We start from the raw sequence: 25,522 nt of genomic DNA, 5'->3' as shown, positions 1-25,522 counted from the left end.
CCAGGCCCAGGCCTGGGGGTTTTGCTTTGTGCAGATTAAATCCCCGCCGCTTTACCCCCCTCGTAATGCCCGTCTACACTCGAATTATTCCCCGTGCCATAACGAGACCGTTATGCCCAGACTGCCGACCGTGCTACTGCTGTCGCTGCTGACCTGGACCGCAACGGCTGGCGCGTTGACTCTCACTGATGAAGAGCATGGCTGGTTGGCGGACCACCCGGAGTTGCGCCTGGGCGTTGATGCATCGTGGCCGCCATTTGAATATCGCGATGAAGAAGGCCGCTACCAGGGACTGGCCGCTGACTATGTTCGGTTGATCCAGGATCGCCTGGGCATCAAGGTCAAGTTGATCGAACCCGCCAACTGGAGCGCACTGCTGGAGCAGGCCAGGAACAACCAGCTCGATCTATTGCCGGGCATTATGTCCACCCCGGAGCGCCTGGGTTTCCTGGCATTTTCCCGGCCTTACCTCGACTTCCCGATAGTCATTCTCGCCCACGAAGGCGGCGCCCAACCCCGCTCCCTCAAGGACCTGTATGGGCTGAAGATTGCCGTGGTGGAGAACTATGCTCCCCACGAATTGCTGCGCACCCACCATCCCGACCTGAACCTGGTGGCGATGCCCAACGTCAGCTCGACGTTGCAGGCCCTGGCCACCGACGAGGTGGACGCCGTCGTCGGAGACCTGGCCTCCAGTGTCTGGAGCCTGCGCCAGCTCAAGCTCGATGGTTTGTATGTCAGTGGCGAAACGCCTTATCGCTATCAACTGGCCATGGGCGTGCCCCGCGAGAACAAAATGCTGATTGGCATTCTGGATAAAGTCCTCGCCGACCTCAGCCCCAGGGAAATTGACGAGATCCAGCAACACTGGGTTGGCAACGTCATCGACCACCGCTCCTTCTGGGCCGACTTGCTGCTCTACGGCCTGCCTGCCGTGCTGCTGCTGAGCACCGTGCTGGCCATCGTGATTCGGATCAATCGCCGGCTCAGTTCGGAGATTTCCCGCAGGGTGGCCCTGGAGCAGGAGTTACGCAGCAGCGAATACCATTACCGCGGACTCGTGGAAAGCCTGTCAGCTATCGCCTGGGAAGCGGACGTCAACGATTTCACCTACAGCTATGTGTCACCCCATGCCGAGGAGCTGCTTGGCTATCCACGGGCGCACTGGCTGATCCCAGGCTTCTGGCGCAATATCATCCACCCCGCCGACCTGACACGCGCCGACACCTTCTGCCAACGGGAAACCCGCGCCAACCGCGACCACAGCATCGATTACCGGGTAATCACCGCCGACGGCCGTTGCCTATGGGTCAGGGACATTGTCAGCCTGATCAAGCATGGGCATGAGCCCGTCATGCGAGGCCTGATGATCGATATCAGCGAGGCCAAGCGCACCGAGGAAGCATTGCAGCTCTCACAGGAGAAGTTCGCCTCGGTGTTCCAGCAATGCCCGGACATTCTGGTGATCGCTCGCTTGTCCGATGGTTGCCTGCTGGAGGTCAACAAGGCATTCGAGGACCAGATTGGCCTGAGCGCCGCAGACGTCATCGGCAAGACCGCCACCGAACTGAACATCTGGGGGATCCAGGGCGTGGGCCCCAACCTGCTCAAGCGCGTGCAGACCACCAGCATCCGCAATCTGGAGATGCCGTTCCTGCGCAGTAATGGCCAGGCGTTTACCGGGCTGATCTCCGCCGAACCGTTCCAGCTCGATGCTACCGAAGCGCTAGTAGTGGTGGTGCGGGACATCACCCAACTGAAGGAAACCCAGCAGCTACTGCAGACTTCGGAAGAAAAATTCGCCAAGGCCTTCCATGCCTCGCCCGACGGTTTACTGCTGACACGCCAGCACGATGGCCTGCTGTTGGAGGTCAACGAAGGCTTTAGCCGTATCACCGGTTTCAACAGTGCAATGTCCCTGGACCAATCGACCCTGGACCTGGGCATCTGGGTGGACTTGAACGAACGCAAACACATGCTCGACCTGCTGCATCGCGACGGCCTGGTGCGTGATTTCGTCTGTCATATCCGGCGCAGTGACGGCCAGATTCGCCTGTGCGAAGTGTCTAGTCGTCCGCTGCCTATCGGGGATGACGACTGCATGCTGACCATCGCCCGCGACATTACCGAACGCCAGTTGATGCAGGAAAAGCTGCAACAGGCCGCGACGGTTTTTGAAAGCACGGCCGAAGGCGTACTGATCACCGATACCCGGCAAAACATCAGCGCCGTCAACCGTGCCTTCAGCGAAATCACCGGCTACAGCGAGGCCGAGGCCCTCGGTCATACCCCGCGCCTGCTGGCCTCCGGCCTGCACGACAGCGCGTTCTACGCCGCCATGTGGCATCAACTGACCGCCAACGGCCATTGGCAAGGCGAGATCTCCAATCGCCGCAAGAACGGCGAGTTGTATCCCAGTTGGCTGACCATCAGCGCGGTTCGCAACCACGAGCAGTCAATCACCCACTTCGTGGCGGTATTTGCCGACATCTCCAGCCTCAAGCACGCCCAGGCGCGGCTCGACTACCAGGCGCATCATGATCCGCTTACCGGGCTGCCCAACCGCACCCTGTTTGAGAACCGCCTGCAGACCGCCCTCAATAACCAACAGGAAACCGGCAACCAGGGTGCGGTGCTGTTTCTCGACCTCGACCGTTTCAAACACATCAACGACAGCCTCGGCCACCCGATTGGCGACCTGCTGCTCAAGGACATCGCCGTGCGCCTCAAGGAGCAACTGCGCGACATCGACACCGTGGCCCGCCTGGGCGGTGACGAATTCATCATCCTGCTTCCCGGCCTGCAGCAGGCCAGCGATGCCCAGCACCTGGCGAATAAACTGCTGGCCTGCTTCACCCTGCCTTTTCAGGCGGGCGAGCACGAGTTCTTCATCAGCGCCAGCATCGGCACCAGCCTCTATCCGCAGGACGGCATCGACGTCGCCACCCTGGTCAAAAACGCCGATGCCGCCATGTACCGCTCCAAAGCCAAGGGCCGCAATCGGGTCGAACGCTATACCCAGGACCTCACCGCCCAGGCCAACGAGCGCGTTGCCCTAGAACACGAACTGCGCCGGGCCATAGAACGCGATGAGTTGTTTCTGTACTACCAACCGAAGCTGAGCCTGGAAACCCAGCAACTGATCGGCGCCGAAGCCCTGATCCGCTGGCGCCACCCCACCTTTGGCGACGTGCCACCCGAGCACTTCATCGCCTTGGCCGAAGAAAACGGCATGATCCTGCAAATCGGCGACTGGGTCCTGGAACAGGCTTGCCGCCAACTGCATCAATGGCGAAAGTCCTATGACCCCTTCGGCCCCCTCTCCGTCAACCTTGCCGGAGCCCAACTGCGCCACCCCAACCTGCTGGGGCGTATCGAACAACTACTGCGGGACAACCGCCTGGAGCCGGACTGCCTGCAACTGGAGATCACCGAAAACTTCATCATGAGCCAGGCCGAAGAAGCCCTGGAAGTGCTGCATAAACTCAAGCGCCTGGGCGTACAGCTGGCCATCGACGACTTTGGCACTGGCTACTCGTCCTTGAGTTATCTCAAGCGCCTGCCCCTGGACTTCCTGAAAATCGACCAATCCTTCGTCCGCGGCCTGCCCAACGACCCCCACGATGCCGCCATCGTGCGCGCCATCATCGCCCTGGGCCACAGCATGCAATTCACCATCATCGCCGAAGGCGTGGAAACCCCTGCCCAGCAAGCCTTCCTCGCCGACGAGGGCTGCGAACAAATGCAAGGCTACATCGTCAGCCTGCCCCTCCCCGCCGACATCTTCGCCGCAACCTTCCTCCACATGACCCATTCAGATTTTTCGGATAGCACAGTGGAGAAACCATCGTTATAATCCGCGACCTACTGAGGGCCTATAGCTCAGTTGGTTAGAGCAGGGGACTCATAATCCCTTGGTCGCAGGTTCGAGTCCTGCTGGGCCCACCATGCAAAACAAAGGCTTACGCTTAACGGCGTAGGCCTTTTTTGTTTTCCAATGGAAAATCTTAACGAATTGCTAAACGAATGCGGTCTGTGCCTCCGCACCACCTGTTAGACGTGCGCTAAACAGTGGCCTTTCGATTTCATCCGAGCGTATGCTGTGAAAAATCACGTCATCAAGGATCGATATGAGAAAGGTACTGGCAGTACTGGCAATGAGCCTGACGCTTAGCGGTTGCGCTACCTCCCACTACACTAGCGGTAGAGATTTCCCATCTGAGAACGTAGCTAGCATCATCAAAGGAAAGACGACAACAAAAGAGCTTAAAGCCCTGTTTGGCGACCCCTTCAGTAAAAGCCCAGTCAACGACACCGATGAAAAGTGGGTCTACACCTACGCAAACGGCTCTGCTCACGCACAGAGCTATATCGTCACCATGAAAGTCACCACCACCGGCACCCAGAAAACTCTAGACGTGCTGATTCGTAACGACACAGTAATTAACTTTACGTTCAACGAGGGACAAAACCCTTACAACTCAACCACAAACTAATCAACAACCACATAGCCAAGGAAGCCTCTCATGCCCATAAAGAGAACAGGCAATTTCGACCTCGCAAAAGAAATGAAAATCCGAGCACGAAAAATGATTTCTCAGTTCCTCAGCGAAGAGGAGCTTTTGGAAGTGACCATCGAAATCAACAAAACCACATCCAAACTTTCCTTCCACGCCCCGGACGCAATTTCCGAGAAGATAACAATAAACCTAGCCAAACTTGACCAATAGCCGCAAAACCAGTTCCAAATGGAAAAACACAGCTGATGCCAGCATAAAAATGGAAACCCACAATGGTCTCTACAAGAACAATACTAGCTCTAACAACTGCATTACTCATAAGCATATTTCTGACAGGATGCGCTGAAAGCCCATTCCAAGCATACAGAGCGGCACCAGACAATTTCAATCCAGGCTCAGAGCACCTCTTTAGCTCACCAATTGATATACAGCCAAACACGTTTGGCGGCAACGGATCGGCGTGGTTCAGATTTAACACTTTCAAAAAAGGCACTAGCAACAGCTGGAACATAGAGACGTACTGGCTAGGAAAAGATTGGCTTTTCGTCAACAATATCGCATTCAATATTGACGGGAAAATAACCAACTCCCCTTCAACAAACAACAACAGAGAAATTGTCCATTCAGTCGGAGTATCTGAGCGCCAGTTTAGCCCAGCACCACAAGAACTGATCACCGCACTGACTCACGCGCAAACCGTCATAGTTCGATTATCTGGGCAAAACTACTACCTAGAAAAGCAGCTAACCGCTCAAGAAGTAACCAATATAAAGTGGTATATAAGCTTCATTAAGGAAGGAAAGTAACTTCTCATGCGTGCATCATCGACGCTGCACATCGGCAAGGATGCCTCTCTCCAAAATAATTACGATCAAGCCCACATCACTCCCGGATAAGGCGTGGCCTCCCGGTCTGGCACTGGTTTAGTGGCCTTCGCTATGCCCTTCACTAAATCGTTGTAGCGCTGCTTTGTCTTACCATTGCACCGGTACATGCGAGGAGTCAGGAAACCGCCCCAACGTGCCAGCCAGCGCCTTGGCGGCATTACTTCTGCCGCCTCGATAGCCCAGATAAGCAACTGCTCATCGCTCGGCTGATCGTCTTCAAATTCAAACTCATCGATTGCCTGCATCTCCCGCCCCCTTGGTATTGCCCGACCGGATTAGGATCGGGCGTCTAAATCAGATATGCCCAGCGGTTGCCAGCCCCATAGCTAGGGTCTGCCGAGTGCCAATCAGATTGTTTAGCGCGCTTACATTTCCCAATTCCAGATCCTGGATTTGCTCCAACGCAGAACGAACACCAGCAAGCGGGACATAGCGCCCGGCTGCCTGAGCTGAATTGAAAGCTAAGGTGAACTCATCGGTATGAGCCTCGATCAATGGCTTTAACTTGGCGACCAAAGCGGAAATAGCCTTGCGATGATTTACTAGCCGTTCGAGAGCTGCGATTGCATCAGCGGCTTGCTCATTGGCTTTATCGACTTTCGCTTGTTGCGCCTCGACCTCGGCTTGCAAATGCAGGGCTTCCAGGCGAAGGTTTAGGCGTTTGGTTAGCCGTGCTGTGCTATCAATTTGATCCTCTAGCGTCGCTACGTCTTCACCGGCTCGGCAAGCTGACTCCCATTGCTCATTGAGGGATGCTAGCAACAGTTCGGCGTCGATTAGTTGCTGTTCATGGCTGGCAATCAATTCGACAGTGCTCATGCGCGGGCCTCCAAGCGAACCATGATGATCCCCAGGCTGGCCTCGATTAGAGCCATACGGTGCAACAGGCTTTGCAGTAGGTTGCGGTTACTGGTGCCCACAGGACGCCCAGGCTTACGGATTTCGGCAGCCATTAGCGAGCGCTCCCAGCAAAGTACTCATTGAAGTCAGGGGTGAGCCTTTCAATGATTTGCGCAGGCTGGCTTGCAAGTTTGGCTAACGCTTTTGCGTTGTGCTCCATACCTTTAGCCACTATTTCACCGAACTTATCGCTAACAATTTTTCGATTAGCCGCCATGTTTTCTGACTTAAGAAAAGCCAGGTCTGCCTTGATAGATGCAACGTCTTTTGTCAAACCTTCAAGAAGTCCAACCAACGACTCCAGATCGCTCGGATTAAGCGAAGCGTTTACAAGCTGTCGAGCCATGTTGTTTTACCTGCATATAATTAATTAAGAGCGCTTATTATATCGCAAACAAAAACACACTCTCCCAGCAATGAAACACACGCAAAAATGCTTAGCAAGCTAAGCATTAGGCGACATATTGGTCAGTGCCTCCCATGCACAAAATAGGGGACATCCATACACACCTTTCTGAACAAAGGTGGTTATATGGGTTGTGGTGGTTGTTTTTTACTGATAGCCCTAAAGTGTCAACTGACAGTTTAAACATGCAGGGAATAAACAACCTTAACAACCACCACAACCACCTTTTTAAGCTACTTCACTTTTCTCTCTAGATACCAGAACACGCCATACAGCCGTACCACCGCTTTTTGCGCCTTGTTCCAATCGCAAACCTTCCACAATAACGCCTGCATTTCGTCTCAACCATGCTGCAAACGCCCGCGTGTTGAATCGCCCATTATGGAATGCTACTTCCTCAAGGATTGCGTTTAGTGCCTGTTCCTCTGTCGTCGCACTGGTGAAATGCCCAACATCAGCAAAACGCCCCATTGCCTCACAATTAGTTTGCAGCTCCTTTAGAAAAACACGGTTGCTTCCGTGCACAGAATGCCAAGCGCTCAGTAGCTGGGTTAGCTTCTGGTGCTCTGGATCTTCAGCCCGCGACAACTCCAGCACCCCAGCAGGATCAGCCATAGGCGCCGGACAAACGCCCTCACTGATTAGCCAGCATAAGCACTGCCGCACAAGAGATTCCCATTGCTCAAAGCTACCGAGGCCACCAGCCGCAACCACTGGCGCTCCTGCCCTTTGATAAGTCGAGAGAACACTCAATAGATCAGCTCTATATTCAGCTAACCGCGATCTAATCAGAGCACGCGGGTTAAATCCAAAGCGACGCCGCTCAGGGTTTTCCGGCGAGTCGAGGGATATAGGGAGCAAACGACGGAAAGTGTCACCCCCAGCCCCTACGTTATTACCATTCAATACCCACAGCGCCCGATTTTGTAATGTCACCACTTCAGAACGCCCCAGAATGCGAACCTCCGGGCTTGAACTGGTTAGCATCGAGCAAAGCGCCGCGTTATCGATTGACCCAACAAGGTTATCGAGGATTAGCCCGGAACAACCCGTCAGTAGTTTTGCTGCGAGGCGTTTCTCGATTTCTTCAGGGTTTTTCTCCGGTAGCGGCAGCGCAGCGGTGCTGGCTCCGGCAAGGATCATCAAGCATTCAGAAAGCAAAGTTTTGCCTGTACCAGGGGAGTGCGCTCGAACCAGAAAGCCCGGGGCAGTATCAAGCGCAGCTCGGCAAACCGTTGTCAGTAATGCCGACATGAACACTCCTCGCGCTAGATCATCAGCAAAAGGAAATTGCTCGAACGGCTCCCAGACCCTGCGCAAGGTATCTATCAGCGCATCACGGCCTAGAATGCGAACAGGCGGCAAACCGGGATCGTCGCTAAGATACAAAAGGCCCGTGGCATGATCGTGTCCCGGAACCTCCAGAATAGAGCCATCTGGACGCATAACTGGTGAATGAATAACGCCAGCGACTACCGGCACGCCCCATGCCCCTCGCGCAGCCATAATTCGCGCGGACAAATCTCCAGGACAGTCGGTTGCCACGTAATCACCAGTGCGACGATCAAACCGCTGGAACTGAAACTGTTCTTCTAGATGATTGCGTAACCATGCTGGTTCGACAGCCATAAGCTCACCACCTGCCACACGGACAAGCGCCCCCGCACGCTCAAAAATGACTCCATCAGCGCGCACTACCGCCAACGCATCATTCATTACACGCGGCAAATCTCCTGCCGCAGTTTTGAGGGTGCGAACGGCACGATGTAGCGTAAACCGCTGCCCGCCGTGCGCATGACTGTAAAGTGTAGGCTTGCCACCACTGCGCAGATTTACTTGTGCAATGCGATGGTCATTACTGCTGTACTCCGGCTCTAGAGGATCAGCAAAACGCTCGCCATGCCATTTATTCGGATTATCTAGTATCTGCCCAACAGTTACAGAATCACCGCTTGAGTGAGTTAACTCGAAGTCACCGAATAACTTGTGCTCGCAGACCGCCCGCTCGAAGGTTGCGCGCCTGACCTCACGCTCAGACTCCGGCAGTTGATTGAGTGCGTCCATGCGCTTGTCAATCCAAGCCACTTGCACATCGTGCAGTTCTTGGGCCATTTTTGAGGCCGCGTCGCTCATCAGATCCTTAAGCTGCATGCGCTCGCCGCTATTTAATGACGGAATTGCACTCAAGGTTATGACCGGATCAGCGCCACCATTCAGCACTAATGATGCTGGGCGACGGGCTTCAACCGGAAACACACACACAGGAGGTGCTGCAAAGTCGAGGCGGTGCGGTTGCCATACACTCGAATCAATCGGAGCACGCTTCAGCAAGGCGCCCGATTTGCTTATTGCAATATAACCAAAGCCAGCCAACAAAAGACGCTCAAACAGCACACGACCCGCACGCTCAATATCACGAGAGTCAGCGACTTGAATATACAGTCGCTGCCCACGGATGCCCGCCAGTTGCTGACCATCAGCAAACAACATACTTGAGGATGAGCAACCCCAAACCGATGGAGCATTGCGAAGTGCTGGTGCTGCCGAATAAATAGCCTCTCTGAACTGTTCAGGTGTAAGTGCCTCACCACTAAGTGCCGGATCGTAGTCGAGCATCAGCCAGCCTGCCGCGCGAGCCCATTCAAAATGCACGGCAGTACGGGAAATAGTCCCAGGAGCAGCTTTATCTAGATTGCAGGCAGTGGTAATTGGCGCAGACCCGGCGATAGGCAGACCGTAGCAAAGCGCCTGACTTTCTCGTAGCTCCGACAAAATCGCCACCAAAGCGTTAGGCGTTGCGGCCTCTATTACATTCGCGTGGCCTTCAACCATTTGTCCGGCGCCTTGCTTCACCAGTTTTCCATCTTCCACTAGGAATTGTTTAGTCAAACGAACAGGGTTAGAGCTTGTGATAAGGGTTAGATGCGCGTTCATACGGGTGAGCCCTCCCGGATCAACACATAACGTCCAACACCTCTATGAGGACGTCCAAACGCGTCTCGAACGGTTTCAGGAACTGTGGCAATTTCCCACCCCAGCTCATGTCGCAATGTGTAAATGCGCGCCGCCGGGGCCATGATATTCCAGTAATCACGCAACTCAACAGTAGTCGGCTTGTGTTCGCGCAAGATCTCCCCCACGCGACGCACTTGGGCCTCGGTGCTGGTGTCTAGAAGGGTGATGGCTTCAGACATAGCTAGTTACTCCCAGTAGAACTACGAACGCGATGTTTTCGATCATCGGAGCAAAATTCAGACAAGCCGGTGTCATCCCGCCAAGGAGGCGGGTTAATGTCTTCACCATGATTAAGCCCCCTCAGTTTTAGCTAAGAAGGCTTCCACGACCGACGATCTCCAGGCGATACGCCTAGGGCCCAACTGAATAGCTTTTGGAAAGTGCCCGGAACAAACCCAGCGCCAGAGGGTGACAGGCGAAACGCCCAACCGCCCGCAAACTTGTTTTTTTGACCACAGCTGAAGCGCCAGGTCTGGGTGCAGGTTATAATCAACCATATTGTTGTTGCTCCTTGCTCGGAGCTGGGCTAAGATCCCTTAAGAAATTTGTAGGACGCCCAGCGTGGGTGTTTGCCCCGTCCGATGGTTGCGAGCCATTGAGACAAAGCGTTTAACGAAACGGTCTAGAGCGAAATGTTCTAGACCTTTTTGTGCTTATATGATACCACATGAAATTTGGTCGATTTTAAAGTTAAGAAACATCCTTAACTTCAACCTATTAGTCCCTGATTTAGATACCCATTCTTCGCCATCCATTGGCTTTTTCGTTACCCGCGCCTCCCCGCATGATTCACAATTCAGCACGCCAAGAATCAGCAAGATCTCCCACGCGGTAGCGCACCAGACGACAAACCTTGAGATACGGCAGAGCATAGCCGCCAGTCGAACTGACCAGATGGTGAGGGCGGACGCTTTCACATCAAGCGCATAGCCGAACTGATTGGCTATTCAACCCTGGCAGTTGCAGTCATGGTCATTCGGAAAGCCCCGTGTAGATTGATTCGACAGGGACATTCTCAATAAAGTGGCGGGAAATAGCGAAGGGGGGAAATCGGCGATTAATCCCCCACAAGCAGACGCTCCAAGTGGAGCTCCCAGCTCGCTTGCACATATAGGTGTCTCTTCCGCTGCTTCCAAATATCGACATAAGCAGAGGTATCGCGCCCCAATGTTGCGGCTAGGATGTCGCAGCCTGATTGCACATCTTCGGTGGCTTCGTTGCGAGTGGGCTTTATGCCTGCACGGCTCAGCGCCTCCAGTCCCAGGCAGATTGCAAAGTTCCGGTTCGGGTCGGCTGGTTTTCCTCGGCGAGCTGGTCGTGGTCGCCCCCCGCGCAGTACCTCGGCAGTAAACACGCGCAGGAACTCAGGAACCGCCTCCCCCTTCTCAATATATTGAGCCGCGAATCGCGCAGCCTCATCCCATGCATTACGGTTGGTCGCGGCAGCGTCGATCAAATCCACGCCATCGACGTATGCACGCGTGACACCCTCAACTTTGCGCCACGAGATAGACCGGACATGCATCGGATAACCGTCCCAGTCCACGGGCTTACTGGGAAGAACACGGGAGAACATCGCCAGGACTCGAGCGGTAACTGCTACTGGATCAAACGGCTGTTCTAGCAGCTTCTGGCGCTCCTGCATGCGCGCCAACTCCTCAAATCGCCAGCTCATTGATTTACCACGCTGCGGGTCGGTAACTGCACCACTTCCGCACTCTGCGGCATTCCCGACAATTCATCCAGATAACGCGCCCACCTATCCAAATCCCCACGCTTCTCCGGTAGATAATTCCACCTATCGTAGTGTTTTGCCTGCACCCCTGACCGACCATGTGACAGTAACCATGCTCGGCGCTCCTGATTCACACCCAAGGACGCTAAGTGAGTCTCTATAGTTGCGCGCAACGTGCGCCAAGTGAAACGGCGAGTTTCCCCCTTTGTCGAAAGCTGATCCCCAAGCGCTGAGAAAATATCCAGTGCAGTACCGGGTGTGATGCTGACTTTTCCACGCAGAGAGAATGGCCCAGGTGCTTTGCCTGCCCCTTGAAGCGCTAGTAGCGGCGACAGGATCTCACGGAGTCGCTGAGTCATCGGCAACAGATGCTCACGTGACGGCGTACCTTTTCCGCCCTTGAGGTCGATTAACCGCATCACTTCCCCATGCTCACCATCGTCATAGATGTCTGCCCAAGTGACCCGACAAAGCATTTCTACACGCTGCCCAGCGAGATAAAGCATCGCCTTTGCAATTGCACTACGCCGAGCAGGTAGACCTTCAACGGCCAGAACAACCGCTTTCAGCTCTTCTTTTGTAAGCGCCCAGGTGTTCGCCTGATTGGCGCCTTCAATCGTTGGCACGTCACGCGCGGGGTTTGATTTGAGACCATATTGAACAGCGTCACCAGCACGGAGCGGGTTTAGATCGCTAGCAAGGCCAAACGAAAAAGCCGCCTGAAGGTAAGAGCGCAATTTATCTGCCTGTCGCTTTTTACCATTGGTTGCTGATGCCTTGGTCAAGCGGGCGCCCCGTCCTTTACTGGCGACTGATCGAGTTAGGCAGCGACGCAGGATGTTCGCAATATCGCTAGGTTCGACTTCCTTGGCCTTGCATTTCGACAGATCAGGGAATGGATCGAGAACATCCAGCTTTAGCGCACCACGCACGGCCCTGGTACTGGACTTGCCCCTACGCTCCATATCGTCAACGTAGGCATTCAGCATTTGAGCCAACGTTCCCTGCCTTGCCTCAACATCCGCAGCACGTTGGGTTGAGCGTTGACGCTCCTCTTCCGCTTTTTGATAGTCATCAATACTCGGGAAGGCTCGAATCTCTAACGACTTCGCAGCGGCATAGGCTCGCCACTCAACCAACGTTTTTTCGGAATAGTTCCCAAGTTTTAGACGCTCCTGCTTTTTCTCTCGGCGCAGACTCAGATAGACCAAAACGCCCGTAGCTCGGCGTTCAAAGAGAAGAGAACCCGTCCCTTTCCCTTCCAAGGCCTCAGAGAGCGTGGCTTTCAATGCTGTTATCTTGCTGTGAACCAGTTTCTGCGCCATTCCTAGCTCCAAGATCGTCTTAACGAATTGCTCAACGAATCATAGCAATATTGAGAGATAAGAAGAAACGTCACGAAACGCTAAATCAGCCTGAAAGCCTTGTTTTATCTGAAACCATCGTTTCATGAGCTGTCATTTAATTTCCAATCTTGTGACTCATAATCCCTTGGTCGTAGGTTCGAGTCCTACTGGGCCCACCATACTCAAAGCCGCGCACTGCGCGGCTTTTGTGTTTCTGGATGGACCGCCGCAGATACAGTCTGAATCGCCCCGGCCAGTGCCTCGTGCGGAGGCGCCTCGGCCTGACGCCTCCAAAACCGACGCGCTCGATGTGTTGTTACCGGGGAGTTGACTTGCTGGCGATGAGCCCCATGCAGACGTCAAATTCCCCGGGGCCTCACATCAAAGACCGTTTGCATCTTAGTCACCGCTTGTAGAAAATCATCGTCTTTTTGCACGAATGGATACGCGCATGAAGTTCGAGAAGACCACGCAGTACAGGTCCGAGGAGGGGATCGTCTTCAATCTGTCTCAAATCACCCTCATGGAAAGCGACCGAGGTCGCCTGCGCGAGCTGCACTTTGGCGAAGCGAAACGTGCCCATTACCAAGTCAACAGCATGGTCGTCGATATGTACGACCGAATGCAGGCTCGAAACCTGCCATGCCTGCTGACAGTCTGCATTTCCAATCCCCTCACCCGGCAGCAGGCCGATGCTATCAACACTTTGCGCGGCAACGCCGCCAAGGGAATTGCTGCGGCCTCAGGTGGCGTTGCCGGGAAGGTAGGTGCGTTGGGCGGGCCACTCATTGGCTGGGCTTCAGGTGCAGTCGTGACGACAGGTGTCAACTGGTACCTCAAAGGGGCCCTGCCGAACCTGCATGCAGGTGACGTGCTGGCCAGCATCGAGGGAGAGGTCCATGGCGGAATTGGCCCACAGCGTTCTGTCGTGACGCTGGTCATCAAGGTCTGAGGAACTGCACATGCCCTACATCATGCAATCTGTCGTCCTTCTGGTGCTGGGCGCGATCCTCGTTCAGTTTCTGAAACCATACCCGCTGCGCAAGTGGCTGGGTTTGGCGCTGCTGGCAACGGGCTTGGTCAGCCTCTTCAAGGTGGGTGAGCAGCAGGTGCTGGGCTTTGACCTGGAGCTGCTAGCACTGCTGGCCGTGCCACTGGGCGTGGTGCTTTTCCTGACGCGGCGGCGGTTCACGGAGGGGGACTGAAGCCCTGGCACGATTTCTCGGTACCGTCTCTGACCTAAAATCATATGGGACAACAGTCGATCAACAGCGCGTTGATCAATGATCTTAGCGTTGGACCTTGCCGGCGGATCGGGGGTTACTTTGAACATACTGGTAACGCCTAACGTAGGTTAGATGCCGCCAAAATCACTGCTAAATGATGGGTGGCGGCTGTAACGCAGGCCAGGCGCATCGCAAATATGTAATGCCACATTGACCAGCCTCGCCAACTCTGCGGGCGCGGCCTAATTCTGATCCTAGGCAGTCCGGATCTAGCGCACATGAAAGGTCACCGCAATCGCCACCCGCGAACACGAGCCTGTAACATGCTCCCCCATTGCCACCCACGCCGGAGCCCATCTTGTCCGCCACTCGCCCTCCCGTCCTCGATGAAATCGACCGCCAGTTGATCGCCGCCTTGCAGATCAATGCCCGTGAAAGCGTGGCCATGCTCGCTCGCCAGCTAGGGATTGCCCGCACCACCGTGACCTCGCGCCTGGCGCGCCTGGAGAAGACCCAGGTGATTACCGGCTATGGCGTGCGTCTTGGCCAGCGCGTGGTGGATGGTGGGTTGCAGGCGTATGTGGGGATTACCGTGCAACCGCGCTCCGGCAAGGAAGTGCTGCGTCGCCTCAGCGCCATGGCCCAGGTCCAGCAGTTGTGTGCGGTCAGTGGTGAGTTTGATTATGTGGCTTGGCTGCGTACCGATTCGCCGGAGCAGTTGGATCAACTGCTGGACCAGATCGGCAGTGTCGATGGGGTAGAAAAGACCACCACCTCGATCATCCTCAGTAACAAATTGGATCGTGGCCAGCCAATCTGACCAGAAGATTCGTCACTTCGACTAAAAACAATTCAATACGACGACACATTGCGTCTTATTAACGAGCGCTACGCTCCCTAGAATGGCTGCCATCTTTTCCTATACTTCACGGGTCGTGCCCCCGTCGAGTGCCAGCAAGGTCAGCCATGAACGCCACCTACAAGAACAATCGCCACCCTGCAGACGGTAAAAAACCCATCACTATCTTTGGCCCGGATTTTCCGTTCGCCTTCGATGACTGGATCGAACACCCCGCCGGGCTGGGTAGTATTCCTGCCGCCAACCATGGCGCCGAAGTGGCGATTGTCGGCGCGGGTATTGCCGGGCTGGTGGCCGCCTACGAGTTGATGAAGCTTGGCCTCAAGCCGGTAGTCTACGAAGCCTCGAAAATGGGCGGGCGCCTGCGATCCCAGGCTTTTGAAGGGGCCGAAGGTATCATCGCGGAGCTGGGCGGCATGCGCTTCCCGGTGTCATCGACGGCGTTCTATCACTATGTGGACAAGCTGGGCCTTGAAACCAAGCCGTTCCCCAACCCACTGACACCGGCCTCCGGCAGCACCGTGATCGACCTGGAAGGCCAGACTCATTACGCACAGAAAATCTCCGACCTTCCTGCGCTATTCCAGGAAGTGGCTGACGCCTGGGCCGACGCCCTGGAGGCTGGCTCGCAGTTCGGTGATATCCAGCAAGCGATTCGCGACCGTGACGTGCCACGGCTCAAGGAGCTGTGGAACAAGCTGGTGCCGCTGTGGGACGACCGTACCTTCTACGACTTCGTCGCCACGTCCAAGGCCTTCGCCAAGCTGTCGTTCCATCACCGCGAAGTGTTCGGCCAGGTCGGTTTCGGCACCGGTGGCTGGGACTCGGACTTCCCCAACTCGATGCTGGAAATCTTCCGCGTGGTGATGACCAACTGCGACGACCACCAGCACCTGGTGGTCGGTGGCGTGGCGCAAGTGCCCATGGGGATCTGGCGCCATGTACCGGAGCGTTGCGCCCATTGGCCAGCCGGCACCAGCCTCAGTTCCCTGCACCATGGCGCGCCACGGGCCGGGGTCAAGCGCATTGCCCATGCCGCCGATGGGCGTTTTGCGGTGACCGACAACTACGGTGACACCCGGGAATACGCCGCCGTGCTGACCACCTGCCAGAGCTGGCTGCTGACCACTCAGATCGAATGCGACGAAAGCCTGTTCTCGCAAAAAATGTGGATGGCTCTGGACCGCACGCGCTATATGCAGTCGTCGAAAACCTTTGTCATGGTCGACCGACCTTTCTGGAAGGACAAAGACCCGGAAACCGGCCGCGACCTGATGAGCATGACCCTCACCGATCGCCTGACCCGTGGCACCTACCTGTTCGACAATGGCGACGACAAGCCGGGGGTCATTTGCCTGTCCTACTCGTGGATGAGCGACGCCCTGAAAATGCTCCCGCAGCCCATCGATAAACGGGTGAAGCTGGCCCTCGATGCGCTGAAAAAGATCTACCCGAAAGTCGACATCAAGGCACGCATCATTGGCGACCCGATCACCGTTTCCTGGGAAGCCGATCCGCACTTCCTCGGCGCATTCAAGGGCGCGTTGCCGGGCCACTATCGCTATAACCAGCGCATGTATGCGCACTTCATGCAAAAGGATATGCCGGCCGAGCAGCGCGGGATTTTCATCGCCGGCGACGATGTCTCCTGGACCCCTGCCTGGGTCGAAGGCGCAGTACAGACCTCGTTGAACGCGGTTTGGGGCATCATGACCCACTTCGGTGGCAGTACCCACCCGCAAAACCCGGGGCCGGGGGATGTGTTCGATGAGATCGGCCCCATCGCCCTGGCCGAATAAGGAGCCAAGCCATGCGTGTTGCCCTGTACCAATGCCCGCCATTGCCGCTGGATGTCGCGGGCAATCTCAAGCGTCTGCATCGCATTGCGCATGAAGCGTGCGATGCCGACGTGTTGGTGCTGCCGGAGATGTTCCTCACCGGCTACAACATCGGTGCTGAAGCAGTCGGCGCGCTGGCCGAAGCGCAGGACGGGCAGTCTGCGCAGACCATTGCCGAACTGGCGCGCAACGCGGGCCTGGCGATTCTCTATGGTTATCCGGAACGGGCCGAGGATGGGCAGATCTACAATGCCGTGCAACTGATCGACGCCAATGGTCAGCGCTTGTGCAACTACCGCAAGACCCACCTGTTCGGCGACCTCGATCATTCGATGTTCAGCCCCGGTGGGGACGAGTTCCCCGTCGTCGAGCTGAACGGCTGGAAGCTGGGGTTCCTCATCTGCTACGACCTGGAGTTTCCGGAAAATACCCGGCGCCTGGCCCTGGCGGGTGCCGAACTGATCCTGGTACCGACGGCCAACATGGTGCCCTTCGACTTCGTCGCGGACGTCACCGTGCGCGCACGGGCCTTTGAAAACCAGTGCTATGTGGCCTACGCCAACTATTGCGGGCATGAAGACCAGATCCAGTATTGCGGGCAAAGCAGCATCGCCGCGCCGAATGGGCAGCGCGCCGCCCAGGCGGGCCTGGATGAGGCGCTGATCGTCGCGACCCTCGACCGCCAGGTGATACACGCTGCGCAAGCGGCCAACCACTACCTGGCCGACCGACGCCCCGAGCTATATGCCGCGCTGCATAAACACTGACCCCCGCGCTTTGCGCTAGCATAGGCACTTCCTACGTTCTGGAAGTGCTCATGCCTGCGCCGGCCCACCCTCATCACCTGCAACTGACCCTGGCCAATGGCCTGCGGGTTTCCCTACGTCATGCCCCACGTCTCAAGCGCTGTGCAGCGGTCTTGCGGGTAGCGGCGGGCAGCCATGACATGCCGTTGGCCTGGCCGGGGCTGGCGCACTTTCTGGAGCACTTGCTGTTTCTTGGCACCGCGGTTTTTCCTGCACCGGACGGTTTGATGGCCTACGTGCAGCGCCACGGCGGACAGGTCAACGCCAGCACCCGAGAGCGCACCACGGACTTCTTTTTTGAAGTGCCCGTCCCGGCGTTTGACGGCGCACTGCAGCGCCTGGCCGATATGCTCGCTCATCCGCGCCTGGCCATGGACGATCAACTGCGTGAACGCGAAGTGTTGCAGGCAGAGTTTATTGCCTGGTCCCAGGATGCCGAGGCACAGCATCAAGTCGCGATCCTCGAAGGCATCGCTGCCGGGCATCCGCTGCGGGGTTTTCATGCGGGCAACCGCGACAGCCTGCCGGTGCAACAGGAGGGTTTCCAACAAGGCTTGCTGGGGTTTTATCAAGACTTCTATCAAGCAGGACAGATGACCTTGAGCCTTGCCGGCCCGCAGTCGCTGGAGGAGCTGCAAGCCTTGGCCGAGCGCTTTGGCGAGTGCCTGCGCCCGGGCCCGCTACGCCCGCAGCAGCCACCACCGGCATTGATGGACGGCGATAAACATCGCTATCAATACCTCGACAACCAGCACCTGCATCACCTCATCGCCTGCAACGCGCCCCGCGAAGCCCTGGATTTCCTGTGCACCTGGCTGAATGCGGCGGCACCCGGTGGTTTGCTGGCCGAATTGACAAACCGGGGCTGGGCAAGCGCACTGCACGCCAGGGTGCTGTACTCGTTCGCCGGGCAGGCGCTGCTGGATATCGAATTCACCCTGGGGCCACAGGGCTCACAACAGTCCCTGGCAATCGAAGCCCTGTTGAACGACTGGTTGAGCTTTTTCGCCCACAGCGATTGGACTGCGTTGCGTGAAGAGTACGCCCTACTGATCCAGCGTCAGCGGCAAATCAGGGGGGCCTTGGCCCTGGCTCGCCATGACAGTGAAAACCTCGAAGCGCAGTTGTCGGAGCAGCACTGCCAAGCGCTCAAGTCCCTACTGAACACGCTGCAATCGGCACCTGCGCAACAGGCCTGGCAGTTGCCGCCGGGCAACCCATTCTTGCGACCGCAAGCCCAGGAACCGCGCCCCGGTCTGATTCGCGGCCAGACCAGCGCCCATCGTGGCTTGCGCACCTTCGCCCAGGATCGCTCCCGTGGCCGGCGCGAACTGCCAGGCCTGTCATTCCGCCAAGCGTTGCCCGCCGATAGCGACGAAGGTGCCCTTTACCTGCACTGGCAACTGGATTCGTCCGCCCATGGCATAGGCCGCAGCCTGCAAACACTGCAGACCAACGCCCGCCAGGCCGGCGTGGAAATGTCCTGCGAGGCCGTAGGCAATGACTGGCTACTGAAAATGAGCGGGCTGCATGAACCTATGCCCGCTATCGTCGAACAACTGGCACGCGAGCTGACCCAGCCCGGCGCCAACCTTGAACAACACGCGCCCGCCAGCCCAGCACCACAGATGGCCATCCGCGAGCTGCTCAAGGCATTGCCGGCATGCGCGACCCACATTGCCTCCACTGGGCACCTCAATCCATTGCCCAACGCATGGACCACTGCCACGTGGCAAGGCCTGGGCATGGGCCTCCCGGCTACGTGCGAAACGGCGATCAAAAATGCTGCGGCACGCCTGCCCGGGCAATGTGCCGAGAGGGCTCGCACCACCCCTCCCATCAACGGTCAGTACCGTTGGCATCAGCTAGACACCGCATCCACCGAAGCCGCCTTGCTGTTGCTGTGCCCGACCCCGAGCCAATCCCTGGCCGACGAGGCCGACTGGCGATTGCTCGCTCACCTGGCCCAGACCCCGTTCTACCAGCGCCTACGGGTCGAACTGCAGCTGGGCTACGCCGTATTCAGCGGTATCCGACAGTTCAACGGGCAAACCAGCCTGTTGTTTGGCGTGCAGTCACCGAATGTAGCGTTGGCGGACCTGCTCGATCACATCCAGGCCTTCATCACGCAATTGCCAACCTTGATCAATGGAAGCGACGACCTGGGTAACGCGACCCTGGCCCGGCAATTTTCGTCCCAGGCGCTACCCACATCCCAAGCCGCCGAGTTGCTCTGGCAGGCCAGGTTGGCCGGGCATGGCACGAACTATCTTGAGCAATTAGGCGAGTTGATCCAGACCCGTACACGCCAGCACCTGGTGGAGGCGGCTGCGCAACTCAACCAAGCGGCTGGCGGCTGGCGCTGCCTGGCCAATGGCGCGGCAGTGAGCGATTACTGGCAGGTATGACGCTGATCGTTGCCGATGCTGCAACAGGCTTTTTCCACCAAGACAGCGCTAGCTTGACGAGAAATGAGTAAAATCGCGCCACGCATCTGAACATCTCCGACTGGAGGTGGACTATATGTATTACTTGGTAGTAAACGTCCCATCCCTTCGTAGGAGTATGAATATGACCTGGTCCAAACCTGCTTACACTGATCTGCGTATTGGTTTTGAAGTCACCATGTACTTCGCCAGCCGCTGATTGCTTTTGTATTGCAATGCAACGCCTCGGCTCGCCGGGGCGTTTTTATTTTGAGTCTTGTGTAAAGGAGCGGCGATGTTCGTCCAGATTCTAGGGTCAGCCGCCGGCGGCGGTTTCCCGCAGTGGAACTGCAACTGTGTGAACTGCGCAGGCTTTCGCGACGGCAGCCTGCGGGCCCAGGCGCGTACCCAATCGTCCATCGCCCTGTCCGACGATGGCGTGAACTGGGTGCTGTGCAACGCCTCGCCGGATATCCGCGCCCAATTGCAGGGCTTTGCACCGATGCAACCGGGGCGTGCACTGCGCGATACGGGTATCAGCGCAATCATCTTGATGGACAGCCAGATCGACCATACCACCGGCCTGCTCAGCTTGCGTGAAGGTTGCCCGCACCAGGTGTGGTGCACCGACATGGTCCACGAAGACCTGAGCACCGGCTTCCCGCTGTTCACCATGTTGACCCACTGGAATGGCGGCCTGGCGTGGAACCGTATCGAATTGGACGCCAGCTTCACCATTCCTGCCTGCCCCAACCTGCGCTTTACCCCGTTGCCCCTGCGCAGCGCCGCGCCGCCCTACTCACCCCATCGGTTCGACCCGCACCCCGGTGACAATATCGGCTTGATCGTCGAAGACCTGCGCACCGGCGGCAAACTGTTCTACGCCCCCGGGCTGGGCAAAGTCGACGCGCCGCTGCTGGAAATCATGGCGGGGAGCGACTGCTTGCTGGTCGACGGCACGATGTGGGATGACGATGAAATGCAGCGCCGTGGCGTCGGTACCCGCACCGGCCGCGAAATGGGCCATCTGGCACAGAACGGCCCCGGCGGCATGCTCCAAGTGCTGGAGCAATTGCCCGAGCAGCGCAAGGTGCTTATCCATATCAACAACACCAATCCGATCCTCGACGAAGACTCGCCTGAACGGGCCGAGTTGGCGCGGCGCAATGTAGAAGTAGCCTACGACGGCATGAGCATTGAATTGTAGGAGAGCCCCGATGACCGATACACCGCTGACCCCCGCCGAATTTGAACAGGCCTTGCGGGCCAAGGGTGCCTTCTACCATATCCATCACCCGTACCACGTGGCGATGTATGACGGCCGGGCAACCCGCGAGCAAATCCAGGGCTGGGTCGCCAACCGCTTCTACTACCAGGTGAATATTCCGCTGAAGGACGCCGCGATCCTGGCCAACTGCCCGGACCGGGAAATCCGCCGCGAGTGGATCCAGCGCCTGCTCGACCATGACGGCGCACCCGGTGAAGACGGCGGCATCGAAGCCTGGCTGCGCCTGGGCCAGGCGGTGGGCCTGGATCCGGATCAGTTGCGTTCCCAGGAACTGGTGCTGCCCGGTGTGCGGTTTGCCGTGGACGCCTACGTCAATTTCGCCCGCCGGGCCAGCTGGCAGGAAGCCGCCAGCAGTTCGCTGACCGAGCTGTTCGCTCCGCAGATCCACCAATCGCGCCTCGACAGTTGGCCCCAGCATTACCCATGGATCGACCCTGCCGGCTACGAGTATTTCCGTACCCGCCTGGGCCAGGCCCGGCGTGATGTCGAGCACGGGCTGGCGATCACCCTTGCGCACTACACCACCCGCGCCGGCCAGGAGCGAATGCTGGAGATTCTCCAATTCAAACTGGACATTCTTTGGAGCATGCTCGATGCCATGAGCATGGCCTACGAACTGAACCGCCCGCCCTATCACAGCGTGACCACGCAGCGGGTCTGGCATAAAGGGATCACCCTATGAGTTTCGACCGCAGCAAAAAACCAACTTGGCGCCAGGGTTACCGCTACCAGTACGAGCCGGCGCAAAAAGGCCATGTATTGCTGTACCCAGAAGGCATGATCAAGCTCAACGAAAGCGCCGCGTTGATTGGTGGTTTGATCAATGGCGAGCGTAGTGTGGCGGCCATCATTGGCGAGCTGGAGCAGCAATTCCCCGGCGTGCCCGAACTCGGTGAAGACATCGAGCATTTCATGGAGGTGGCACGTGCAGAGCACTGGATCGAACTTGCCTGAAAAGCCCGAGATCGGCCTGCCGCTATGGTTGCTCGCCGAGCTGACCTATCGCTGCCCGCTGCAGTGCCCGTACTGCTCCAACCCGCTGGATTTCGCCGAGCAGGGCAAGGAGTTGAGTACCGAGCAATGGATCAAAGTGTTTCGCGAGGCCCGGGAAATGGGCGCGGCACAACTGGGGTTTTCCGGCGGTGAGCCGCTGGTGCGCCAGGATCTCGCCGAGCTGATCGCCGAGGCGCGCAAGCTGGGGTTTTATACCAACCTGATCACCTCCGGCATCGGCCTGACCGAGCAGAAGATCAGCGACTTCAAGAAAGCCGGCCTGGACCATATCCAGATCAGCTTCCAGGCCAGCGACGAGCAGGTGAACAACCTGCTGGCCGGCTCCAAAAAGGCTTTCGCGCAAAAGCTGGAAATGGCCCGGGCGGTCAAAGCCCATGGCTACCCGATGGTGCTGAACTTCGTAACCCATCGGCACAATATCGACAAGATCGACCGCATCATCGAACTGTGCATTGCGCTGGAGGCAGACTTTGTCGAACTCGCCACCTGCCAGTTCTATGGCTGGGCCCAGCTCAACCGCGTCGGCCTGCTGCCGACCCAGGCACAACTGACCCGCGCCGAACGCATCACCAATGAATACCGCGCCAAGCTGGAAGCCGAAGGTCATCCCTGCAAGCTGATCTTTGTTACACCGGACTACTATGAGGAACGCCCGAAGGCCTGCATGAATGGCTGGGGCAGTATCTTTCTGACAGTGACACCAGACGGCACCGCCCTACCTTGTCATGGCGCCCGACAGATGCCGGTGCAGTTTCCCAATGTACGCGACCACAGCATGCAGCACATCTGGTACGACTCGTTTGGCTTCAACCGCTTTCGTGGTTATGACTGGATGCCCGAACCGTGCCGCTCGTGCGACGAGAAGGAAAAGGACTTCGGCGGCTGCCGCTGCCAGGCGTTCATGCTAACGGGTGACGCCAGCAACGCCGACCCGGTGTGCAGCAAATCCGCCGATCACGGCATCATCCTCAACGCCCGGCTCGAAGCCGAGCACGCCACGCAGACCATCGAGCAATTGGCTTTTCGCAATGAGCGAAACTCCCGGCTGATCGCCAAAGGCTGACCGATCAACGCTTGGCGATGATGTACACCGCATGCACGATGCCTGGGATATAGCCGCACAGGGTCAACAGGATATTCAGCCAGAACGCGCCGGCGAAACCCACTTGCAGGAACACACCCAGTGGCGGCAGCAGAATGGCGATGATGATACGAATGAAATCCATGGGTCAGCTCCGAATAATCGGCTCGTGTGAGCCGTACAGCTAATCGACCCTGGGCGCGCGTGAGGGTTCAGTGGATCCGGCACAGGACCATCCTCCTCAGGCAAGGATCTCCAACCCATGCTTTTGCACGATACTCAGCAACTTGAGCGCCATGCCACTGGGTTGCTTCTCGCCGGACTCCCATTGCTTGATTGTCGACGCACTGGTGTTCAAGTAACGGGCGAACACCGGTTGGCTGACATGACTGCGCTCGCGCAGTTGTTTGATCTGGTCGGCAGGTATCTGTGCCGGTACGGGCGCAATGCACAGCTCATCGAATTCACGAAGGGTGGTCTTGCTGATGGCGCCAATCGAATGCAGCGCGCTGGCCGATTGATGAATGGACTCCAGCGCTTGGCTTTCATATTTTTTGGTCATGATGTATCTCCACAAACTCCCTGAGATCCAGTAATTGCTGGCGGCATCAGCAAAATGCCGGCTTTTAAACAGGCGCAGCTTCATAGGCATCCCTTCCCCACAAACATACCACCTGGTGGTATAGATTAGAAATAGGGCTCACAACAAATCTTTGCGCCCTACCGGCACTCCCTGCCGGTGCCCGCTAAAAAAAATCCATTTTTCTCGATGAGCCTCAAGCGTCCTTTTCAATCCAGAAATTACACACAAAAAAACGCCCCCAGCCAAAAAAATCAGGCTGGAGGCGCTGCGTATACCGCGAGACGGTTCAGGAATAAGGGTTAAACAGCGATGCCCTTGCGGCATTGCAGTTGGGCGGTGTGCACACGGGAAAACGCACGGGCCAGGCGCAGTAGCATTTCGTCGATATTGCTCTTGCTTACCGTCAGCGCCGGGGTGAAACGCAGGCAGTCGGGTTGGGGGGCGTTGAGGATAAGGCCCTCATACAGTGCCGCCTTTACCACCGCATCTGCCGAATCATCTGACAAGCTCAAGCCCAACAACAGGCCATGGCCCCGCAGTTCGCCTTGGCCATAGCGGCGGGCGAGCCGCGCCAGGCCTTCGCCCAGGTACTGACCGGTATCACGCACGTGTTCGAGAAAGCCGTGACCCAGCACACTATCGAGCACGGCAACCCCGGCGGCCGCCATCAGCGCATTGCCGTGATGGGTGCCTTCCAGTTCACCCAATTCAAAACAGCAGGCTTTGCCGCGAGCCAGCAGCGCAGCCAACGGCACCCCGCCACCCAGGCCTTTGCCCAGGGTGACGATATCGGCGCGCACGCCGTAGCGTTGTTCGGCCAACAAGGTGCCGCAACGGCCCATCCCGGTCTGTACTTCATCGAGAATCAGCAGAATGCCCAACTCCCGGCACAGCCGCTCCACACCCTTGAGGTAATGCTCGGTGGCCGGGATGACGCCGGCTTCGCCCTGGATCGGTTCGAGCATGATCGCCACGGTTTGTGCGTCGACCGCCGCATGCAGGGCCGGCAGGTCATTGAACGGTACGTGGCAGAAGCCAGGCAGTTGTGGCTCGAAACGATTGTCGCCAGAGGCCGCCAGCGTTGCCAGGCTGCGACCGTGACTGGCGTTGCTAGCGGTAATAATGCGATAGGCGCCACCACGGTGCAATTGGCCCCACTTGCGCGCCAACTTGATGGCTGCCTCGCAGGCTTCCGCACCGCTGTTGAGCAGGTAGGCCTGGTCGCTGCCGGTGCTGTGGCACAGGCGGTCCACCAGGTTCAGTTGGCTGCGGTTGTGCAGCCCTATGCCAGGGTTGATCAGGGCTTGCGCCTGGTCAGCCAATGCACGCACCAATACCGAAGGGCTGTGGCCAAGGCTGTTGGCCGCACCGCCCTGGGCAAAGTCGAGGTAGACACGGTCTTCGCTGTCCCATAGCCAGGAACCCTGGCCGCGTACGAAAACCTGCGGTGGACGAGCCACTGTGGGCATCAGGGATTGACTGGAAAGCTCATCACGCAGCATCGGAGTTTTTGCGTCCAGTAACAGATCATCCAGGCTCGGTGCCGGGCGGCGCAGGTTGAAAAGGTTCATGCCTGCACACCCCGCAGGTTG

General features: G+C 57.4%; 25 protein-coding genes and 1 tRNA gene. 14 read left to right on the top strand and 12 right to left on the bottom strand.

Annotated elements, in window-relative coordinates; translation table 11 throughout:
• Positions 1 to 112 precede the first annotated feature (112 nt).
• From HBO09_RS20365 to HBO09_RS20355, 3 genes are all read left to right on the top strand, one after another.
• On the top strand, positions 113 to 3,856 hold the full coding sequence (locus HBO09_RS20365) for a bifunctional diguanylate cyclase/phosphodiesterase (protein ID WP_169997962.1): 3,744 nt from the start codon (positions 113 to 115) through the stop codon (positions 3,854 to 3,856).
• Positions 3,857 to 3,871: 15 nt separating this feature from the next.
• Positions 3,872 to 3,948 (top strand) — tRNA-Ile (locus tag HBO09_RS20360).
• A gap of 182 nt (positions 3,949 to 4,130) precedes the next feature.
• Positions 4,131 to 4,496: a hypothetical protein gene (locus HBO09_RS20355; RefSeq protein WP_094992826.1), complete on the top strand. Its 366-nt coding sequence runs from the start codon at positions 4,131 to 4,133 to the stop codon at positions 4,494 to 4,496.
• Positions 4,497 to 4,641: 145 nt separating this feature from the next.
• On the opposite strand, the gene HBO09_RS20350 is transcribed toward HBO09_RS20355, so the two are convergent.
• The 9 genes from HBO09_RS20350 to HBO09_RS20305 all read right to left on the bottom strand — a co-directional run bounded on the left by HBO09_RS20350 (position 4,642) and on the right by HBO09_RS20305 (position 12,788).
• Positions 4,642 to 5,196: a hypothetical protein gene (locus tag HBO09_RS20350; protein WP_141232170.1), complete on the bottom strand. Its 555-nt coding sequence runs from the start codon at positions 5,194 to 5,196 to the stop codon at positions 4,642 to 4,644.
• Positions 5,197 to 5,391: 195 nt separating this feature from the next.
• Positions 5,392 to 5,652 carry a hypothetical protein gene (locus HBO09_RS20345; RefSeq protein WP_094992823.1) on the bottom strand — a complete coding sequence of 87 codons (261 nt, stop codon included), beginning with the start codon at positions 5,650 to 5,652 and terminating at the stop codon, positions 5,392 to 5,394.
• Between the two features lie 49 nt (positions 5,653 to 5,701).
• Positions 5,702 to 6,226, bottom strand: a complete 525-nt coding sequence (locus HBO09_RS20340; RefSeq protein WP_094992822.1) for a hypothetical protein — start codon at positions 6,224 to 6,226, stop codon at positions 5,702 to 5,704.
• Positions 6,223 to 6,360, bottom strand: a complete 138-nt coding sequence (locus HBO09_RS20335; RefSeq protein WP_169997964.1) for a hypothetical protein — start codon at positions 6,358 to 6,360, stop codon at positions 6,223 to 6,225. Before HBO09_RS20335 ends, HBO09_RS20340 begins: the two co-directional genes overlap by 4 nt.
• Positions 6,360 to 6,653, bottom strand: coding sequence for a hypothetical protein (locus HBO09_RS20330; RefSeq protein ID WP_094992821.1), 294 nt, complete (start codon positions 6,651 to 6,653; stop codon positions 6,360 to 6,362). Before HBO09_RS20330 ends, HBO09_RS20335 begins: the two co-directional genes overlap by 1 nt.
• A 288-nt stretch (positions 6,654 to 6,941) precedes the next feature.
• Entirely contained in the window at positions 6,942 to 9,647 is a 2,706-nt protein-coding gene (locus HBO09_RS20325; protein ID WP_169997966.1) for a hypothetical protein, read from the bottom strand.
• A complete protein-coding gene (locus HBO09_RS20320) occupies positions 9,644 to 9,907 on the bottom strand; it encodes a helix-turn-helix domain-containing protein (protein WP_094992819.1) in 264 nt (87 codons plus the stop codon). Before HBO09_RS20320 ends, HBO09_RS20325 begins: the two co-directional genes overlap by 4 nt.
• 878 nt (positions 9,908 to 10,785) lie before the next feature.
• Positions 10,786 to 11,403, bottom strand: coding sequence for a hypothetical protein (locus tag HBO09_RS20310; RefSeq protein ID WP_141232169.1), 618 nt, complete (start codon positions 11,401 to 11,403; stop codon positions 10,786 to 10,788).
• Positions 11,400 to 12,788, bottom strand: a complete 1,389-nt coding sequence (locus HBO09_RS20305) for a tyrosine-type recombinase/integrase (RefSeq protein WP_169997968.1) — start codon at positions 12,786 to 12,788, stop codon at positions 11,400 to 11,402. Before HBO09_RS20305 ends, HBO09_RS20310 begins: the two co-directional genes overlap by 4 nt.
• A 472-nt stretch (positions 12,789 to 13,260) precedes the next feature.
• Between HBO09_RS20305 and HBO09_RS20300 the strand changes: the two genes are divergently transcribed.
• From HBO09_RS20300 to pqqE, 11 genes are all read left to right on the top strand, one after another.
• Positions 13,261 to 13,761 (top strand): hypothetical protein, encoded by a 501-nt coding sequence (locus HBO09_RS20300; RefSeq protein ID WP_169997970.1) that lies wholly within the window; start codon positions 13,261 to 13,263, stop codon positions 13,759 to 13,761.
• A 10-nt stretch (positions 13,762 to 13,771) separates the two neighbouring features.
• Positions 13,772 to 14,014, top strand: a complete 243-nt coding sequence (locus HBO09_RS20295) for a hypothetical protein (RefSeq protein ID WP_169997972.1) — start codon at positions 13,772 to 13,774, stop codon at positions 14,012 to 14,014.
• Between the two features lie 379 nt (positions 14,015 to 14,393).
• Positions 14,394 to 14,855, top strand: a complete 462-nt coding sequence (locus HBO09_RS20290; protein ID WP_038443879.1) for an Lrp/AsnC family transcriptional regulator — start codon at positions 14,394 to 14,396, stop codon at positions 14,853 to 14,855.
• Positions 14,856 to 15,001: 146 nt separating this feature from the next.
• Positions 15,002 to 16,693: an NAD(P)/FAD-dependent oxidoreductase gene (locus tag HBO09_RS20285; RefSeq protein WP_029296874.1), complete on the top strand. Its 1,692-nt coding sequence runs from the start codon at positions 15,002 to 15,004 to the stop codon at positions 16,691 to 16,693.
• Positions 16,694 to 16,704: 11 nt separating this feature from the next.
• Positions 16,705 to 17,499 carry a carbon-nitrogen hydrolase family protein gene (locus HBO09_RS20280; RefSeq protein ID WP_169997974.1) on the top strand — a complete coding sequence of 265 codons (795 nt, stop codon included), beginning with the start codon at positions 16,705 to 16,707 and terminating at the stop codon, positions 17,497 to 17,499.
• Between the two features lie 50 nt (positions 17,500 to 17,549).
• Positions 17,550 to 19,946, top strand: coding sequence for a pyrroloquinoline quinone biosynthesis protein PqqF (pqqF, locus tag HBO09_RS20275; RefSeq protein WP_169997976.1), 2,397 nt, complete (start codon positions 17,550 to 17,552; stop codon positions 19,944 to 19,946).
• A 163-nt stretch (positions 19,947 to 20,109) separates the two neighbouring features.
• The gene (pqqA, locus tag HBO09_RS20270; RefSeq protein WP_003194766.1) at positions 20,110 to 20,184 is read left to right on the top strand and encodes a pyrroloquinoline quinone precursor peptide PqqA; all 75 of its coding nucleotides are present in this window, start codon (positions 20,110 to 20,112) and stop codon (positions 20,182 to 20,184) included.
• 75 nt (positions 20,185 to 20,259) lie between these two features.
• Complete coding sequence (gene pqqB / locus HBO09_RS20265) at positions 20,260 to 21,171, top strand: pyrroloquinoline quinone biosynthesis protein PqqB (RefSeq protein WP_169997979.1); 912 nt, start codon at positions 20,260 to 20,262, stop codon at positions 21,169 to 21,171.
• A gap of 10 nt (positions 21,172 to 21,181) precedes the next feature.
• Complete coding sequence (gene pqqC / locus HBO09_RS20260) at positions 21,182 to 21,934, top strand: pyrroloquinoline-quinone synthase PqqC (protein ID WP_169997981.1); 753 nt, start codon at positions 21,182 to 21,184, stop codon at positions 21,932 to 21,934.
• Positions 21,931 to 22,206, top strand: a complete 276-nt coding sequence (gene pqqD / locus HBO09_RS20255; RefSeq protein WP_169997983.1) for a pyrroloquinoline quinone biosynthesis peptide chaperone PqqD — start codon at positions 21,931 to 21,933, stop codon at positions 22,204 to 22,206. Before pqqC ends, pqqD begins: the two co-directional genes overlap by 4 nt.
• Positions 22,178 to 23,329, top strand: coding sequence for a pyrroloquinoline quinone biosynthesis protein PqqE (pqqE, locus tag HBO09_RS20250; RefSeq protein ID WP_169997984.1), 1,152 nt, complete (start codon positions 22,178 to 22,180; stop codon positions 23,327 to 23,329). Before pqqD ends, pqqE begins: the two co-directional genes overlap by 29 nt.
• Before the next feature lie 4 nt (positions 23,330 to 23,333).
• Here pqqE and HBO09_RS20245 read toward each other — a convergent pair whose 3' ends face one another.
• From HBO09_RS20245 to HBO09_RS20235, 3 genes are all read right to left on the bottom strand, one after another.
• Positions 23,334 to 23,492 carry a YqaE/Pmp3 family membrane protein gene (locus HBO09_RS20245; protein WP_007904205.1) on the bottom strand — a complete coding sequence of 53 codons (159 nt, stop codon included), beginning with the start codon at positions 23,490 to 23,492 and terminating at the stop codon, positions 23,334 to 23,336.
• A gap of 96 nt (positions 23,493 to 23,588) precedes the next feature.
• Entirely contained in the window at positions 23,589 to 23,909 is a 321-nt protein-coding gene (locus tag HBO09_RS20240) for a DNA-binding transcriptional regulator (protein ID WP_029296888.1), read from the bottom strand.
• Between the two features lie 320 nt (positions 23,910 to 24,229).
• Complete coding sequence (locus tag HBO09_RS20235; protein WP_169997986.1) at positions 24,230 to 25,501, bottom strand: aminotransferase class III-fold pyridoxal phosphate-dependent enzyme; 1,272 nt, start codon at positions 25,499 to 25,501, stop codon at positions 24,230 to 24,232.
• Positions 25,502 to 25,522: the final 21 nt, after the last annotated feature.

This window comes from Pseudomonas sp. WS 5027 (genome assembly GCF_012985695.1).
GTDB classification, from domain to species: Bacteria; Pseudomonadota; Gammaproteobacteria; order Pseudomonadales; family Pseudomonadaceae; genus Aquipseudomonas; species Aquipseudomonas hygromyciniae.
This window is presented reverse-complemented; position numbering and strand designations above follow the sequence as displayed.

Bases quoted from the DNA above. Each gene is read 5' to 3' on its own strand.
- HBO09_RS20365 (WP_169997962.1), top strand. From the start codon at position 113: ATGCCCAGACTGCCGACCGTGCTACTGCTGTCGCTGCTGACCTGGACC.
- HBO09_RS20355 (WP_094992826.1), top strand. From the start codon at position 4,131: ATGAGAAAGGTACTGGCAGTACTGGCAATGAGCCTGACGCTTAGCGGT.
- HBO09_RS20345 (WP_094992823.1), bottom strand. From the start codon at position 5,652: ATGCAGGCAATCGATGAGTTTGAATTTGAAGACGATCAGCCGAGCGAT.
- HBO09_RS20340 (WP_094992822.1), bottom strand. From the start codon at position 6,226: ATGAGCACTGTCGAATTGATTGCCAGCCATGAACAGCAACTAATCGAC.
- HBO09_RS20335 (WP_169997964.1), bottom strand. From the start codon at position 6,360: ATGGCTGCCGAAATCCGTAAGCCTGGGCGTCCTGTGGGCACCAGTAAC.
- HBO09_RS20330 (WP_094992821.1), bottom strand. From the start codon at position 6,653: ATGGCTCGACAGCTTGTAAACGCTTCGCTTAATCCGAGCGATCTGGAG.
- HBO09_RS20325 (WP_169997966.1), bottom strand. From the start codon at position 9,647: ATGAACGCGCATCTAACCCTTATCACAAGCTCTAACCCTGTTCGTTTG.
- HBO09_RS20320 (WP_094992819.1), bottom strand. From the start codon at position 9,907: ATGTCTGAAGCCATCACCCTTCTAGACACCAGCACCGAGGCCCAAGTG.
- HBO09_RS20310 (WP_141232169.1), bottom strand. From the start codon at position 11,403: ATGAGCTGGCGATTTGAGGAGTTGGCGCGCATGCAGGAGCGCCAGAAG.
- HBO09_RS20305 (WP_169997968.1), bottom strand. From the start codon at position 12,788: ATGGCGCAGAAACTGGTTCACAGCAAGATAACAGCATTGAAAGCCACG.
- HBO09_RS20300 (WP_169997970.1), top strand. From the start codon at position 13,261: ATGAAGTTCGAGAAGACCACGCAGTACAGGTCCGAGGAGGGGATCGTC.
- HBO09_RS20295 (WP_169997972.1), top strand. From the start codon at position 13,772: ATGCCCTACATCATGCAATCTGTCGTCCTTCTGGTGCTGGGCGCGATC.
- HBO09_RS20285 (WP_029296874.1), top strand. From the start codon at position 15,002: ATGAACGCCACCTACAAGAACAATCGCCACCCTGCAGACGGTAAAAAA.
- HBO09_RS20280 (WP_169997974.1), top strand. From the start codon at position 16,705: ATGCGTGTTGCCCTGTACCAATGCCCGCCATTGCCGCTGGATGTCGCG.
- pqqF (WP_169997976.1), top strand. From the start codon at position 17,550: ATGCCTGCGCCGGCCCACCCTCATCACCTGCAACTGACCCTGGCCAAT.
- pqqB (WP_169997979.1), top strand. From the start codon at position 20,260: ATGTTCGTCCAGATTCTAGGGTCAGCCGCCGGCGGCGGTTTCCCGCAG.
- pqqC (WP_169997981.1), top strand. From the start codon at position 21,182: ATGACCGATACACCGCTGACCCCCGCCGAATTTGAACAGGCCTTGCGG.
- pqqD (WP_169997983.1), top strand. From the start codon at position 21,931: ATGAGTTTCGACCGCAGCAAAAAACCAACTTGGCGCCAGGGTTACCGC.
- HBO09_RS20245 (WP_007904205.1), bottom strand. From the start codon at position 23,492: ATGGATTTCATTCGTATCATCATCGCCATTCTGCTGCCGCCACTGGGT.
- HBO09_RS20240 (WP_029296888.1), bottom strand. From the start codon at position 23,909: ATGACCAAAAAATATGAAAGCCAAGCGCTGGAGTCCATTCATCAATCG.
- HBO09_RS20235 (WP_169997986.1), bottom strand. From the start codon at position 25,501: ATGAACCTTTTCAACCTGCGCCGCCCGGCACCGAGCCTGGATGATCTG.